Source organism: Curtobacterium sp. VKM Ac-2861 (assembly GCF_013204965.1).
In the GTDB taxonomy this organism is placed as follows: Bacteria; Actinomycetota; Actinomycetes; order Actinomycetales; family Microbacteriaceae; genus Curtobacterium.
In genome coordinates this window covers 214,039-228,644 of the sequence record NZ_JABMLA010000003.1, presented here as the reverse complement: position 1 = coordinate 228,644, position 14,606 = coordinate 214,039, and the positions used below count along the sequence as shown (strand labels likewise).

General features: G+C 71.3%; 12 protein-coding genes. 3 read left to right on the top strand and 9 right to left on the bottom strand.

The features are described 5' to 3' along the window. Positions 1-2,115, bottom strand: a complete 2,115-nt coding sequence (locus HQQ88_RS09040) for an alpha-galactosidase (RefSeq protein ID WP_173169259.1) — start codon at positions 2,113-2,115, stop codon at positions 1-3. Positions 2,116-2,129: 14 nt separating this feature from the next. Beyond that, positions 2,130-3,113, bottom strand: coding sequence for a magnesium and cobalt transport protein CorA (locus tag HQQ88_RS09035; protein ID WP_240347381.1), 984 nt, complete (start codon positions 3,111-3,113; stop codon positions 2,130-2,132). 135 nt (positions 3,114-3,248) lie between these two features. Here HQQ88_RS09035 and HQQ88_RS09030 point away from each other — a divergent pair, with 135 nt between their 5' ends. Beyond that, positions 3,249-4,049 carry a tryptophan-rich sensory protein gene (locus HQQ88_RS09030; protein ID WP_173169258.1) on the top strand — a complete coding sequence of 267 codons (801 nt, stop codon included), beginning with the start codon at positions 3,249-3,251 and terminating at the stop codon, positions 4,047-4,049. A 103-nt stretch (positions 4,050-4,152) separates the two neighbouring features. On the opposite strand, the gene ald is transcribed toward HQQ88_RS09030, so the two are convergent. The 4 genes from ald to HQQ88_RS09010 all read right to left on the bottom strand — a co-directional run bounded on the left by ald (position 4,153) and on the right by HQQ88_RS09010 (position 8,795). Continuing rightward, positions 4,153-5,253, bottom strand: a complete 1,101-nt coding sequence (ald, locus tag HQQ88_RS09025) for an alanine dehydrogenase (protein WP_131879428.1) — start codon at positions 5,251-5,253, stop codon at positions 4,153-4,155. 128 nt (positions 5,254-5,381) lie between these two features. Then, on the bottom strand, positions 5,382-6,770 hold the full coding sequence (locus HQQ88_RS09020; protein ID WP_173169257.1) for an FAD-linked oxidase C-terminal domain-containing protein: 1,389 nt from the start codon (positions 6,768-6,770) through the stop codon (positions 5,382-5,384). 53 nt (positions 6,771-6,823) lie between these two features. Then, on the bottom strand, positions 6,824-7,783 hold the full coding sequence (locus tag HQQ88_RS09015) for an AraC family transcriptional regulator (protein ID WP_131921818.1): 960 nt from the start codon (positions 7,781-7,783) through the stop codon (positions 6,824-6,826). 49 nt (positions 7,784-7,832) lie between these two features. Next, positions 7,833-8,795 carry a sugar-binding transcriptional regulator gene (locus HQQ88_RS09010; protein WP_165901120.1) on the bottom strand — a complete coding sequence of 321 codons (963 nt, stop codon included), beginning with the start codon at positions 8,793-8,795 and terminating at the stop codon, positions 7,833-7,835. A 191-nt stretch (positions 8,796-8,986) separates the two neighbouring features. On the opposite strand from HQQ88_RS09010, the gene HQQ88_RS09005 reads away from it, so the two are divergent. Then, on the top strand, positions 8,987-10,747 hold the full coding sequence (locus HQQ88_RS09005) for a glycerol-3-phosphate dehydrogenase/oxidase (protein ID WP_131845778.1): 1,761 nt from the start codon (positions 8,987-8,989) through the stop codon (positions 10,745-10,747). 100 nt (positions 10,748-10,847) lie between these two features. On the opposite strand, the gene HQQ88_RS09000 is transcribed toward HQQ88_RS09005, so the two are convergent. Next, complete coding sequence (locus HQQ88_RS09000) at positions 10,848-11,504, bottom strand: histidine phosphatase family protein (protein WP_173169256.1); 657 nt, start codon at positions 11,502-11,504, stop codon at positions 10,848-10,850. 28 nt (positions 11,505-11,532) lie between these two features. Further along, positions 11,533-11,655, bottom strand: coding sequence for a type B 50S ribosomal protein L36 (gene ykgO / locus HQQ88_RS08995; protein ID WP_022905672.1), 123 nt, complete (start codon positions 11,653-11,655; stop codon positions 11,533-11,535). 57 nt (positions 11,656-11,712) lie between these two features. Here ykgO and HQQ88_RS08990 point away from each other — a divergent pair, with 57 nt between their 5' ends. Next, the gene (locus HQQ88_RS08990; protein ID WP_173169255.1) at positions 11,713-12,741 is read left to right on the top strand and encodes a GTP-binding protein; all 1,029 of its coding nucleotides are present in this window, start codon (positions 11,713-11,715) and stop codon (positions 12,739-12,741) included. Between the two features lie 172 nt (positions 12,742-12,913). On the opposite strand, the gene HQQ88_RS08985 is transcribed toward HQQ88_RS08990, so the two are convergent. After that, positions 12,914-14,446 (bottom strand): MFS transporter, encoded by a 1,533-nt coding sequence (locus HQQ88_RS08985; protein ID WP_159573218.1) that lies wholly within the window; start codon positions 14,444-14,446, stop codon positions 12,914-12,916. Positions 14,447-14,606: the final 160 nt, after the last annotated feature.

Sequence of the window (14,606 nt, the reverse complement as noted above, 5' to 3'; positions counted from 1 at the left end):
TCAGACGGCCGTCAGCCGGAACGGGACCACGCAGTCGGCGGGCATGAGCGGCGGGTGCAGGCCGACCGTGCCGAGCACCCGACCGCTGAACACCCGTGCGCCGCTCCACCAGTCCGGCCGGACGATCCCGTGCCCGTCGCCGACCACGATCGGGTCGACGCGGTACGAGACGTCCGGGTCGAGGTCGCGGAAGGTGACCCGACCGGTGCCGGACACCTCGGACCGCCCGATGCTCGCCAGGAAGAAGACGGCGTGCTGCCGGTCCGGCGTGACCGTGCCGTACACGAGCCGGGAGTCGTCGACCTCGTCCATCCGCACCAGGTCGCCGCCGTGCAGCAGCCCGCGCAGCTCCTTGTACAGCGCGATCCACTCGGCCAGCGACGCCGACTCCTCCGCCGTCGCCTCGGTGAGGTCCCACTCGATGCCCAGGTGCCCGACGAGCGCGGTGCCGGCCCGGAAGGCCAGGTCGTGCACGCGGCCCGTCGAGTGGTTCCTGCCGCTCGCGATGTGCGCACCGAGCAGTTCCGGGGGCAGGAGCTGCTGCGTCCACCGGTGCATCTGCTGCCGCTCGAGGGGGTCGATGTCGTCGGACACCCAGACGCGGTCGGTGTGCTCGATCACGCCGAGGTCGACCCGGGCGCCACCCGACGCGCACGACTCGATCTCGAGCGTCGGGAAGCGTGCCTTCAGGGTCGCCATCAGCCGGTACGTCGCCAGGGTCTGCTCGTGCACCGCCGCGCCGGCACCGGGGAACCCGGCCTCCACCAGGTCGCGGTTGTGGTCCCACTTGACGTACTCGATGCCGTACTCGCCGATGATCGCCGTCATCCGCTCGAGCACGTACTCGTACGCCTCGGGGATCGCCAGGTCGAGCACCTGCTGGTCGCGGGACCGCATCGGCAGTCGGCCGTCCGCCTGCATGATCCACTCCGGGTGGGCGCGGGCTAGGTCGCTGTCCTCGTTCACCATCTCGGGTTCGAACCACAGGCCGAACTCCATGCCGAGGGCCCGGACACGGTCCACGATCGGCCCGAGCCCGTCGGGCCAGACGTCCTCGTCGACGTACCAGTCACCGAGCCCGAGGTGGTCGTTCCGGCGGCCGCGGAACCACCCGTCGTCGAGCACGTACCGCTCGACCCCGAGGGCCGCGGCGCGCTCCGCCAGGTCGGTCAGCCGGGCGAGGTCGTGGTCGAAGTACACGGCCTCCCAGACGTTGATCGTCATCGGCCGCGGCGTCGTCGGGTGCTGCGGCCGGCTGCGGAGCCACTGGTGGAAGCGTCGGGCCTGGTCGTCGAGCCCGTCACCGTGGGCGAACCACACCCACGGCCCCTCGTGCGTCTCGCCCGTGCCGAGCCGGACCTCGCCCGGCAGCAGCAGTTCGCCGCCGCCGATCACCTGGCGCCCGGTCGACAGGCGTTCGGCGTGGTGCCGGTGGTTCCCGCTCCAACCGGTGTGCACGCCCCACACCTGACCGCGGGCGAAGCCGAAGCCGGGCTCCCCCACCGTCAGGACGGTCGCGGCGTCGGCACCGGTCCGGCCCTTCCGGCTCTCGCGCTGGTGGGTACCGACGACGAGCTCGCGGCGCTGCGGGGTGCGTTCCTTGCCCCATCGACCGGCGAAGTCCAGGACCTCGCGCGCACCGGACGGGATCGGCATCGCCACCGTCAGGTCGTCCACCGTGTAGACGCCGTCGGCGGTGTTCGTGACGGCAGCCCGGGCACGGACGAGTCCGGAGACGAGCACCTCGATCGTCAGCCGGACCGCGAGCCCCGCGGTGTCGTCGGCAGCCTCGGCCGTGACGGTCGTGTCGGTCACGTCGAGCGACCGGACGGTGAACGCCGGCGACCAGTCGTGGCCGTCGCGGTGTCCGGCCAGGCCGGGTCGTCCGCTCCACCCGCGGTTCGGCTCGGGCAGCACGGCGACACGGACGGGGTCGTCCATCTCGTTCTGGGCCACGGGGGCGACGTCCGCGTCGGCGAGTGCAACGAGCGCGTCGTCGTCGAGTGGCCCGAGGGCTGCTCCCCAGTGCACCACCGCGGGCAGCGCGTGGTCACGGCAGTCGAGGACGAGGGAGACGCCCCCGGCGGTCAGGTGGACGAGGTCGGACGAGGTCACGGCCCCAGTCTTCCTCAGAACCAGCGCTTGACCTTGAACACGACCCACAGGATCGCGGCGAACAGGATCATCCCCACGATCGACAGCGGGTAGCCCCAGGTCCACGTCAGCTCGGGCATGTGCGTGAAGTTCATGCCGTAGATGGCGGCGATGAGCGTCGGGGCGAACAGGATCGCCGCCCAGCCGGAGATCCGCTTCGTGTCGTCGTTCTGCTTCTGCGCCGCGAGCGTCGAGTCGACCGTCAGGGCGTTCTGCAGCAGCTGCCGGAACGTGTCCAGCCGCTCCACCGTGCGGATGGCGTGGTCGAGGACGTCGCGGAACCGGCGCTGCATCTCGATCGGCAGGTGGTACTTCTCGGCGCCGCGGTGCAGGTTCTCGATGATGTGGATGAGTGGGCGGGCCGCACGCTGGAAGTCGACGACCTCGCCGAACAGTTCGTAGATGCGCCGCGAGACCCCGGCCTCGCCCGCGAACAGCTGGTCCTCGATCTGGTTGATGTCCTCTTCCAGCCCGTCGATCACCGGCACGTAGCCGTCGACGATCGTGTCCATCAGCGCCCAGAGCTGCGCCTGCGGTCCGACCGTCACCAGGCCGGGCTTGCCGCTCATCCGCTGCAGCGCTCGCGGGACGGTCGGCTTGCCGCGCGGGTCGGCCTTCACCACGACGAGGAAGAAGTCCTCTCCGACGAAGGCGTGCACCTCGCCGAACGCCACCTCTTCCTGCCCGTCGTTGTAGAGCGCGGGCTTGAGGACCACGAAGAGCGTCGAGCCGTACCGCTCGAGCTTCGGTCGCTGGTGCCCCTCGGCGGAGTCCTCGACCGCGAGCTCGTGCAGGCCGAGGGCGACCGCGACGTCGCCGAGCTCCTGCGCGTCCGGTTGGTACAGCACGATGCACGCGCTCGCGCCCTGCTCGTCGAGCATCCGGAAGGTGTCGTCCAGCGACGGACTCGCCATCGGGGCGATCCGGTCGACGTACACGGTGTTCATCTCGACGCTCACGCGACCACCGTACGCAGGTGACCGGCTTTCGGGCCTCCAGTCCGCCGTCCCCCACAGGCTGAACGCACGCTGCGCGCCCGACAAGACCGCCCGCCTACGGTGCAGGTCATCAGCATGCTGACGAAGGGAACGGTCATGAAGAGGATCTGGAAGCGCATCGCAGTCGCCGTGAGTGCCGTCGTGGCGGTGGTCGGAGCGTTCGTCGGGTCCGGCGCCGCCGGCGGGACACCGATCCAGGACGCTGCCGGCGGAGCACTGTCGGCGTCGTCGACCGCCATCGCACCGGACGGCCCGGCGTTCTCGATCTGGAGCGTCGTCTACGTCGGCCTCATCGCCTACGCGATCCGCCAGCTCTTCCGCACGTCGGACGATGACCGGCACGCGAAGCTGGCGGTGCCGGCGATCCTGTCGCTGCTGCTCAACGCGGCGTGGATCCTGTCGGTGCAGTTCGGGTTCCTGTGGGCGAGCGAACCGATCATCGTGGCCCTGCTCGCGGTGCTGGTCTGGACGTTCACGATCCTGCGGCGGACGAAGCCCTCCGGTGTCGTCGAGGCGATCGTCACCGACGGCACGTTCGGCCTCTACCTCGGGTGGGTGTGCGTCGCGACGGCAGCGAACACGGCCGCGGTGCTGACGGCAGCGGGCTTCCGGGGCTTCGAACTCGGGCAGGACGTCTGGGGTGTGCTCATCGCAGCGGTGGCCGGGCTCGTCGGGCTGCTGCTGGCGGTGTGGGGTCGGGGTCGCCTGGCACCGATGACCTCCCTGGCCTGGGGGCTGGCGTGGGTGGCGGTCGCGCGGCTCGACGGTCCGCTGGTGTCGACGCCGACCGCTGTGGCCGCGGTGGTCGCAGCCGCCGCGGTCGTCGTGGTGACGGTCGCCGTGCGGGCGCGTGCGGGTTGGTCCGGCGCGCGTGGCCTGGCGGCGCGCACGGCCTAGCCAACATTCGCGCTCAGCGACAGTTCACGGCCGCGAGGCTGCGTGAACTGTCGCTGAGCGCGAAACAACGCGCGCCAGCGCCGGGCCCGCAGGCGGCCGGGGCCTACCGCGCGGACGCCACGAGGCCGTGCGCGGCCGCCACGGCCTCGTTCGTGACCTGGCCGGCGTGCACGTTCAGGCCGAGGGCGAGCGACGGGTCGGCGGCCAGCGCGGCCTCCCACCCGCGGTCGGCGATCGCGACGGCGTACGGCAGCGTCGCGTTCGTCAGCGAGATCGTGCTCGTGCGCGGGACGGCGCCGGGCATGTTCGCCACGCAGTAGTACACGGTGTCGTGCACCGCGAACGTCGGGTCGTCGTGCGTGGTCGGGTGCGAGCCCTCGAAGCAGCCGCCCTGGTCGATCGCGATGTCGACGAGTACCGATCCCGGCCGCATGTCCGCGACCATGGCGTCGGTGACGAGCTTCGGCGCGGACGCCCCGGGGATGAGCACGGAACCGATCACCAGGTCGGCGTCCCGCAGGGCTTCCGCGATGGCGTGCGCCGACGACCGCAGCGTGGTGATCCGCCCGTCGAACCGGGCGTCGAGCGCGCGCAGGCGGGGCAGGCTGATGTCGAAGACCGTGACGTCGGCCCCCATGCCGAGCGCCATCGTCGCCGCGTGCTCGCCCGCGACCCCACCGCCGATCACGACGACACGACCCTTCGGCGTGCCGGGCACCCCACCGAGCAACAGCCCGCGTCCGCCGTTCGTGCGCATCAGGTTGTAGGCGCCGACCTGGGCCGACAGCCGCCCGGCGACCTCGGACATCGGCGACAGCAGGGGCAGCGAGCGGTCCGGCAGCTGCACGGTCTCGTAGGCGATCGCGGTGGCTCCGGAGTCGATGAGTGCATCGGTCAGCGGGCGGTCGGCCGCCAGGTGCAGGTACGTGAAGAGCACCTGACCCGGACGGATGAGCGGGTACTCGGACGCCACCGGCTCCTTGACCTTCAGGATCAGCTCGGCGCGCGCCCAGACCTCGGCGGCGGTGTCGACGATCTCGGCGCCCGCGGTGCGGTACTCGTCGTCGGGGAACGCCGATCCGGTGCCGGCACCGGCCTGCACCAGGACCTGGTGGCCGTGCAGTGCCAGTTCGGCGACACCCGCCGGGGTGGCCGCCACGCGGTACTCGTTGTTCTTGATCTCGGTGGGGACGCCGATGCGCATCGCAGACTCCTTCGTGGGTGGTGCTCTCGTCCACACCATTCAGCGCCGGATTCGTTGCGGTGACGTTACAGCCGAATATCCTGACGACGCACGGCGCATCCGTGCGATGAGATTCGGCGATCAGCCGCTCAGAAGACCTTGCCCGGGTTCAGGATGCCTGCCGGGTCGAACACCCGTCGGATCCCCCGCTGCAGCTCGAGCACGTCGTCGCCGAGCTCGTCACCGATCCACCGACGCTTCAACACCCCCACGCCGTGCTCGCCGGTCAGGGTGCCTCCCAACTCGATCGCGGCACGGAACATCGCGTCGGCGGCGTCCCAGACATGAGCCGGCACCTCGTCGCCGTCGAAGACGAAGTTCGGGTGCAGGTTGCCGTCGCCGGCGTGCGCCACGGTCGGGATCGGCACACCGTGTTCGCGACCGATCTCCTCCACGCGGGCGAACATCTCGGCGAGCCGGCTGCGCGGCACGGCGACGTCCTCGATGAGCACCCGGCCTCGCGACTCCATCGCGGCGTGGAAGGACCGGCGGATCGTCAGCAGGCGCTCGCGTTCCGTCGCCGACCCGGCCAGGTGCACGGTTCCGCCCTCGGCCTGGAGGCGCGGCACGGCTCCCAGCGCGGCCTCGGTTGCGCCCGGGCCGTCGAACTCCACGAGCAGGAACACCCCGCCCGCCGCGGTGCTCCCCACCGTCTCGAGGATCACCTCGGGTCCCAGGTACGCCGCGATCCCCTCGAGGGCGAGGGCGTCCAGCAGCTCGACCGTCGACGGCCGATCCGCTCCCGCCACCACGGCCGCTGCCGCGGCGGCGGCCTGCTGCACGGTCGGGTAGACGGCCCCGAGGGTCGCAGGCTCCCCCGCCGGGATCGGGACGAGTCGGACCGTCGCGCCGACGATGACGCCGAGCGTGCCCTCGGACCCGACGAGCAACGCCGTGAGGTCGAGGCCGGTCACCCCCTTGACGGTGCGGTGGCCGGTCGACACGAGCCGGCCGTCCGCCAGCACGACGTCGAGTCCGAGCACGGCCTCGCGCGTGACGCCGTACTTCACGCACCGCAGACCACCGGCGTTCGTGGCGATGTTCCCGCCGACGCTCGCGATCGCCGCGCTCGCAGGGTCCGGTGCGAAACGCAGCCCGTGCTCGGCGACGGCGGCGTTCAGCGCACCGTTGAGCACCCCGGGTTCGACGACGGCGAGCTCGTCCTCGACGGACACCTCGACGATGCGGTCCATCCGCGCGACGCTGAGCACCACCGTGCCCTCGGTGCCGTTCGCGCCACCCGCCAGACCGGTGCCGGCGCCGCGCGGGACGACGGGGACGCGCAGGGCCGAGCAGGTCCGGAGCGTCGCCTGCACGTGTTCGACGGTGCGGGCCTCGACGACGGCGACCGGACCGCCGGGTGCGATCCAGCCGGACTTGTCGGTCCGCGCGGCGTCGAGCACGCCCGGTTCGGTCCGGACGACGGTGCCGTCGGGGTCCTGCAGTGCGGAGCGGAGCGCGGTGACGACGGTGTCCATGTCGTCACGCTACCGCCGCCGGGTGGACTCCCCGGCTCGGTGCCCCGAGACGGTCAGCGCGTGCGGAGCGACTCGCTCGGCAGCTCGCCGAAGCGGGCACGGTACGTCGCCGAGAACCGCCCGAGGTGTCCGAAGCCCCACGACCGCGCGATCTCGGCGACCGAGGTCTCGTCGCGCGCACCCCCGAGCAGGTCCGCCCGCGCACCGTCGAGCCGCACCTCGCGCAGCAGGTCGCCGGGCGTCTGGTCGAGGTGCCGTCGCAGGGACTGCTGCAGCCCGCGCGGGCTGAGTCCCGCCGCCGCGGCGATCTCGGGTGTGCCGATGGGTTCGCGGGCGTGCTCGTGCACGAAGTCGAGCGCCCGGCGGACGCGCCCGTGCTCCGGACCGCCGCCGGCCACGGTCGAGCGCCAGCGATCGCGCTGCGGGAACGCACGGATCGCAGCGGTCGCGAAGGCCTCGGCGATGTCGCGCTGCGCGATCGGGTCGAGGTCGTGGTCCACGTCGAGCCACGTCGACGCGTGCGTCCGGACCACGTCCTGCCACGCAGCCGTGCCCGCAGCCGTCGGGCGCTGCATCGGCTCGAAGGCGAAGTCGTCCTCGCCGACGATCGCCCGGACGAAGTCGCGGTCCAGGTGCACGAGGTTCAGCGCGATGTCGCGGTGGTGCAGGGAGTACGGCTCGGCGAACGGCAGCACGACGGGCACGCCGGCTTCGAGCGCCCAGGTCTCGCCGCCGCAGGTGATCCGGCTGGAGCCACTCCGCATCCAGGCCACCAGGAACTCGTCGTCGACCTGGCTCTCGCTGCGCAGGTCGACCATGAACCGCGACGACCGCAGCGACATCCGGTCGTCGCCGACGCCGGCGAAGTCCCAGTGCGCGGTGGGGCGGGTGCGCCGGACCGCGGGTGCCCGGAAGTCGTAGTCGCGCCCGAAGAAGGCGAGCGCCTGGTCGACGTCCGTGCCGACCACGCGACGGGAGTACCGGCCGCCCGGTCGGTCCATCGAGATCACCATGGCCGAGACCGTACCCCGCACCCCCGACAGAACCGGGTCACATCCTGACTCAGGGCTGCAGGATCGCCTGCCCGACGCTCTCGTCCAGGATCAGGTCCGTGACGAGCCCGGACGCCAGCGCACCCCGCAACGACGCGGCCTTCGACCGGCCCGCGACGACGCAGACCCGACGCGGAGCGCGCTTGATGGTGTCGAGGTCCGGCCCGCCGGCGCGCGCGTTCACGCCGATGTCCCGCCACGACCCGTCGGCCCGGTAGAACACCGTCGAGACGTCCCCGACGACCTGGGCCTTCGTGAGCTCGTCGCGGTCGGCGGGGTCGAGGTAGCCGCCGGAGTACACGTGCGACGGCACCGGGGCCTGCGGGGCGCCGACACCGAACACGACCAGGTCCATCCGCTCGTGCAGGTCGAGCACACGGCGGATCGAGCGCTCGCGGAACAGCGCCTCCTTCGTGGCGGGGTCGTCGAAGAACGCGGGCACCGGGAACTGCTGCACGAACGCGCCGTACGCCTCGCCGAACCGCCGCAGGATCTCCGAGGCGTAGACGATGCCCGTGGTCCGTGTGTTCGCGGCGCCGTTGATCTGCACGATCGTCGAGCCGTGGGTGGTCTTCGGCACGAGGTACCGGCTGACCGCGCTCACCGTCGAGCCCCACGAGATCCCGATCACCATGTTCGACTCGACGTACTGCGTCAGGATCCGCGCGGCGGACAGGGCGACCCGCTCCAGCCGGTCGACGTCGCTCGTGTGGTCCGGCACCGGGACGACGTGCGCGTGCACCCCGAACCGCGAGCGGATGCTGCGGCTCAGCGCGGCCGCCTGGTCCAGGGGTGAGCGGATCTGGATGTCGACGAGACCGGTGTCCCTGGCGTACTTCAGCAGGCGCGACACCGAGGACCGCGAGGTCGCGAGTTCGTCCGCGATGGCGTCCATCGTCAGGTCCTGCAGGTAGTACAGGTGGGCGGCGCGCAGCGCCTGCTGCGTGCGCATGGGCTGAGCCGCATCGCTCATGGTGCTCCGATCTGTCGAACGCAACCATGCACGGACGTGCAGGGCCTCTGCAACCCCTGTCGCGCCTCCCGGCCCCCGGATCGGAGCGCACGACACGTGTGCTGCACGTTCGTGCACGCAAGTTGCCCGACCTCCCAAACCGGCGCACGATCGATCCTGACCACGAGAACAGACGAAGGAAGCGACGAACCATGTCGAAGAAGACACAGCCCCGGAACACGGTGACCGCCCTCACCGAGCGCCCGAACGCGCAGGTCCTCGTCGTCGGCGGCGGCATCAACGGCATCGCCACGTTCCGCGACCTCGCGCTGCAGGGCGTCGACGTCGCCCTGGTCGAGCGCGGCGACTACGCCTCCGGTGCGTCCGCCGCGTCGAGCCACATGATCCACGGCGGCATCCGCTACCTCGAGAACGGCGAGTTCCGCCTGGTGCGCGAGAGCGTCCAGGAGCGCAACGGCCTCATCCGCATCGCCCCGCACTACGTCAAGCCGCTGCAGACCACGATGCCGATCTTCTCGACGTTCTCCGGCATCATGAACGCCCCGCTGCGCATGCTGACGCACAAGCAGCGCTCCACCAAGGAGCGCGGCGCGATGCTCATCAAGATCGGCATGACGATCTACGACTCCTTCTCGCGCGACGGCGGCTCCGTCCCGAAGCACGTCTTCCGCACCAAGAAGGCCGCGCTCGAGGACATGCCCGCCCTCAACAAGGACCTGAAGTACACGGGCACCTACTACGACGCGAGCGTGCACGAGCCCGAGCGCCTGGCCCTCGACGTCCTCAAGGACGGCATCGCCGCGGGCACCGGGACCGGCTCCGCCGCGACCGCCCGCGCGACGAACTACGTCGAGGCCGCCGGCACCCGCGACGGCGGCGTGCTGCTGCGTGACCGCGAGACCGGCGAGGAGTTCGTGTTCACCGCCGAGGTCGTCATCAACGCGTCCGGCCCCTGGACCGACCTGACGAACGAGGCGTTCGGCGGCGAGACGAAGTTCATGGGCGGCACGAAGGGCTCCCACATCGTCGTCCAGAACGACGAGCTGCTCGAGGCCACCAAGGGCCGTGAACTGTTCTTCGAGAACGACGACGGACGCATCGTCCTCATCTACCCGCTCAAGGGCCGGGTCCTCATCGGCACGACCGACATCGACGCCGACCCCTCGAAGCCGGTCACGACCACCGACGAGGAGATCGACTACTTCTTCGGGCTCGTGAAGCACGTGTTCCCGCAGATCGACGTCACCCGCGACCACATCGTCTACAGCTACTCCGGCATCCGCCCGCTCCCCCGCCACGAGGACACCGCCCCCGGCTTCGTCTCGCGTGACTACCGGATCGTGGACACCCAGATCGCCGGGCTGCCGAAGTCGACCGTGCTGTCGCTCGTCGGCGGCAAGTGGACGACGTTCCGCGCCCTCGCCGCGCACCTGTCGACCGAGGCCACCACGAAGCTCGGGATGACCCGCAAGGTCGACACCACCGGCATGGCGATCGGCGGTGGCAAGGAGTTCCCGACCACCGACGCGCAGCGCGCCCTGTGGATCACCTCGCACCGTGACGGTCTGGACGAGTCCCTGGTCGAAGGCCTGCTGGAGCGCTACGGCACCCGTGCCGCCGAGGTCGTGGACGTCCTGACCGACGGCCCCGTCGAGGCGCTCGAGTCCGACCCGTCGCTCACCCGCGCCGAGGTCGCGTACTTCGCCGAGCACGAGCAGGCCGTCCACCTGGTCGACGTGGTGCTGCGCCGCACGAACCTCGCGTTCGTCGGCGGTGTCACGATCGACCTGCTCGACGAGCTGGCCGACGTGCTCGCCGGGGCGCTCGACTGGACGCCCGAGGAGCGCGCGGACGAGGTCCAGCGCACGCTCGACGTGCTGCGCGAGGCGCACCGCGTGATCGTGCCGCTGACGTCCGCAACGGCACAGGCGTCGGCGTCGCAGCTCGCGTAGTCGACGCGACCACGAACGGACGGGAGGCCCGGTACCAGCTGGTACCGGGCCTCCCGTCGTTCGTCTGGTCTCGTTCCGTTCGCCCGGTCGCGATCGCGCGTCAGAACCGCTCGCCGGTCGGGTCCAGCGCGGTGCGGTCGATGAGCTGGTCACCACCGATCGGCTCGCCCTCCCAGTCGACCAGGTGCCAGCCGTCGGCGAAGGACCCCTCGAGCTCGACGATGCCGGTGTTCTCCAGGTGGCGCTTGGTGCCGAAGTGGTCCGGGGTGTTGTCGGCGGCCGCGCTCGCCCAGGTACGGATCGCCGCACCGTGACTCACCGCCGCCGCCACGCCGACGCCGGTGGCCTCGATCTGCCGCACGGCGTCGTCGTACCGCTCGAAGAACTCGAGCCCGCTCTCCGCCCCCGGCATCCGGGTCGTGCGGTCCCCGCCGGACCAGCCGTGCACCGTCGAGATGTACAGCTGCACGGACACCTTGTCGCTCTTGCCCTGGGTGTCCCCGGCCTCGATCTCACGCAGACCGGGCAGCACGACGGGCTCGAGCCCGAGCGACGCCGCCAGGGGTGCCGCGGTGATCTGCGTCCGGACCATGGTGGAGGCGAAGAGCCGCTCGATCCCCCGGTCGGCCAGGGCTGCCGGCAGGGCATCCGCCTGCTGCTGGCCGAGCTCGGTCAGGCCGGGTCCGGGCACCACGGCGTCGAGGACACCGTTCACGTTCGCGGGGGTCTGGCCGTGGCGGATGAGCAGCAGTCGCATGGATCCACCCTACGGACCACCGCCGACGTCAGCCCTGGCGGGTGTTCCAGCGGGGGTTCTGCTTGTTGATGACGTAGACCCGGCCGCGGCGACGGACGACCTGCGAGCCGGGGATCTTCTTCAGTGCCTTGAGCGAGTTGCGGACCTTCATGGTTCTCCTCCGTCGGCGCTCTCTTGTTGAGAACGGTTTTCAGGTAGGGTACTCGACATGCGTGCTGCTGCCATCACCCTCGTCACCGCCCTCCACGAGGTCGACGCCGACCGCGTCGCCGCCCGGATCGCCACGGGGCACCGGATGCACGTCGACGGGAGTGCGTTCGCAGCGGCCCGCGCGGTCGCCGAGCGGGCTGACCACCTCGACCGCGCCTGCGGCCCCGACGCCGACCACGGCCTCGTCGTCACGCTGCAGCCCGGCTCCGACGCCCGTGCCGTGGGCATGATGCTCGCGAACGCCGCCCGGAGCGAGACCGGTGACGACCGGGTGCTCCGGCACGTGGTCGGGGTACTGCGCGCCGACGACGTCGCCCACCTGCTGTGGTCCGACGTCGACGACGCATTCGTGGCCGCCGACCGGGTGGCGTCCCTCGTCGAGTACGCGACCGTCATCGCGCTCGACCGTCTCGCGCCACTGTCCCTGCGCCGCCGTCGCGCACTGGTCGCACTGCTCCACCGGCTCGCGCCGCAGGCCGTGATCGTGGCGCTGCCCGCACTCCGGACCGCGCGCGACCTGCCCGCATCGAACGGCGGAGCCGCTCGGGTCCTGGCCTCGGGCGCCGGGTGGATGCGCGCCCTGTCGAGCGGAGCCGACACCGGCCGGGACGCCCGCGACGACCTGGTCGCGATGCGCTACCGGGAGCCGTTGCCGTTCCACCCCGGGCGACTGGCCACCGTGATCGAGCGGGACCTGGCCGCCGGGGCCTCGGGCCGGGTGCTCCGCTCGAAGGGGTTCTTCCGGCTGGCATCACGCCCGGACCACGTCGGCTCGTGGTCGAGCTTCGGGGCGATGCTCGCGCTCGACCCCACCGCGAACCCGTCGTGGGACGCCGACGCCCCGATCGGGCAGGCGCTGTGGTTCGTCGGCGAGCGGCTCGACGTGCGGGCGATCGAACGTGCCCTCGACGGGGCGCTGCTCACGCCGCCGGAGCTGCTGGCCGGGCCGGATCTGTGGCGCGGGTGGGCGGACCCGTTCCCCGTGTGGCCGGCGGTGGACCCGGCGTCGGAGCACCGGCACGAGTGAGGCGCGAGCGCGACTGCTCCGACTCCGAACGACATCCGCGACGTCGTGCGACGACCACGATGTCGTTCCCGCCCCCGTGCAACAGCCCGCGCGTGCAACGAACGACGAGGTCGATGTCGTACGACATCGACCTCGTCGTTCCGAGTCGAGCGACCCGCGAGCGCCCCCGGCGTCAGCGCGCCGGCACGGCCTCGGCGTCGGCGGCCTCGCCCGCGGCCCGGGCGGCGGCGTCCTGCGCGGCGAACGGCAGGTCCCCCAGGTCCAGGTTCGGGTTCGTGTCCTGCGTGAGCACGAGTTCCTTCGCCTCGGCCTCGGTCTCCACCGCCGGCATCGAACCCGGCAGCGGACGGCGCGAGGACTCCTTCATGCAGAAGACGCCGATCGCACCGACCACGCTCATCGCCATCAAGAAGTACGCCGGGGCGAGTTCGTCCCCGGTCACGGTCAGCAGCGCCTGCACGATCAGAGGCGTGGTCCCACCGAAGACCGCGATGGCGATGTTGTAGGCGAAGCCCATGCCGCCGTACCGCGTCGAGGTCGGGAACAGCGCCGGCAGCGACGCCGCCTGGTTCGACACCCACAGCGCGGTCATCAGTGCGAGCAGCCCGAGTCCGGCCAGCGTGGACCACTGCGCACCGTGCCCGATCAGCATGAACGCCGGCACGACGAGCACCACGGTCGTCGCGGCACCGATCCACATCACGACGCGTCGACCGAGCTTGTCGGACAGCTTGCCGGTGAGCGGGAGCATGACCGCCAGGAGCAGGAGCACCGGGATCGTCAGCAGTGTGCCGTCGAGCGGCGAGTACCCGAGCGAGTCGGTCAGGTAGGTCGGCATGTACGAGGTCAGGGCGTACCCGACGGTGTTCGACGCCGCGACGAGCATGATCGCGATGACGATCGGCCGCCAGTGGTCTCGGACCATCACGAGCACGTTCGCGGGACGCTCCCCGTCGAAGGACGCGCGGGTCTCGGACGCGGCCTCCTGCGCGGCCTGGGTCGCCTGGAACACCGGCGACTCCTCGATGCGCAGACGGAACCAGATCGCGACGACGCCGATCACACCGGCCGCCAGGAACGGGAAGCGCCAGCCGTAGGCGACCATCGCGTCCTCGCCGAGGGTGATCTGCAGCACCGAGACCACGGTCGCTCCGAGCGCGAAGCCCAGGTAGCTGCCGAAGTCCAGGATGCTCGCGAAGAACCCGCGGCGACGGTCCGGGGCGTACTCGGTCACGAAGGTCGTCGCACCGGCGTACTCACCGCCGGTGGAGAACCCCTGCGCCAGCTTCAGCACGACCAGCACGATCGGTGCGAACACCCCGATCGTCGCGTAGGCGGGCAGCGCTCCGATGAGGAACGTCGACGCCGCCATCATGATGAGCGTCGTCGCGAGCACCTTCTGGCGCCCGATGCGGTCGCCGAGACGGCCGAAGACGATGCCGCCGAGCGGACGGGCGATGTACGTCGCAGCGAAGACACCGAGGCTGAACAGGATCTGCACGGCGGGCTCGGCGGTCGGCAGGAAGACCTTCCCCATCGTGACCGCCAGGTAGCCGTAGACGCCGACGTCGTACCACTCCATCGTGTTGCCGACGACCATGCCGCTCACCGCGCGGCGCATCATGCTCTTGTCGACCACGGTGACGTCGCTCTCGCGCAGACGTCGGTGCGGCCGGGTCGGGGTATGGCTGGGATCGGAGCCCATGTCTCTCCTCGAGGATCGTGACGAGCCGGCAGGGACCGGCTCGGGCCGGTGGAGACCGGCTCAGGAACAGCGAGCGACGTTACCGAGCGACCGAAATGTCATTGGCCGGTGATTCCCAGGCAGCGGCGTGTCACCCGAACGGGGGGAGGGCCCGATCCGC

What these genes read in the sequence shown, in the direction of transcription:
- HQQ88_RS09005 (WP_131845778.1), top strand. Translation starts at nt 8,987, where the DNA reads ATGTCGAAGAAGACACAGCCCCGGAACACGGTGACCGCCCTCACCGAG.
- HQQ88_RS09030 (WP_173169258.1), top strand. Translation starts at nt 3,249, where the DNA reads ATGAAGAGGATCTGGAAGCGCATCGCAGTCGCCGTGAGTGCCGTCGTG.
- ald (WP_131879428.1), bottom strand. Translation starts at nt 5,253, where the DNA reads ATGCGCATCGGCGTCCCCACCGAGATCAAGAACAACGAGTACCGCGTG.
- HQQ88_RS09015 (WP_131921818.1), bottom strand. Translation starts at nt 7,783, where the DNA reads ATGGTGATCTCGATGGACCGACCGGGCGGCCGGTACTCCCGTCGCGTG.
- HQQ88_RS08985 (WP_159573218.1), bottom strand. Translation starts at nt 14,446, where the DNA reads ATGGGCTCCGATCCCAGCCATACCCCGACCCGGCCGCACCGACGTCTG.
- HQQ88_RS09010 (WP_165901120.1), bottom strand. Translation starts at nt 8,795, where the DNA reads ATGAGCGATGCGGCTCAGCCCATGCGCACGCAGCAGGCGCTGCGCGCC.
- ykgO (WP_022905672.1), bottom strand. Translation starts at nt 11,655, where the DNA reads ATGAAGGTCCGCAACTCGCTCAAGGCACTGAAGAAGATCCCCGGCTCG.
- HQQ88_RS09000 (WP_173169256.1), bottom strand. Translation starts at nt 11,504, where the DNA reads ATGCGACTGCTGCTCATCCGCCACGGCCAGACCCCCGCGAACGTGAAC.
- HQQ88_RS09020 (WP_173169257.1), bottom strand. Translation starts at nt 6,770, where the DNA reads ATGGACACCGTCGTCACCGCGCTCCGCTCCGCACTGCAGGACCCCGAC.
- HQQ88_RS08990 (WP_173169255.1), top strand. Translation starts at nt 11,713, where the DNA reads ATGCGTGCTGCTGCCATCACCCTCGTCACCGCCCTCCACGAGGTCGAC.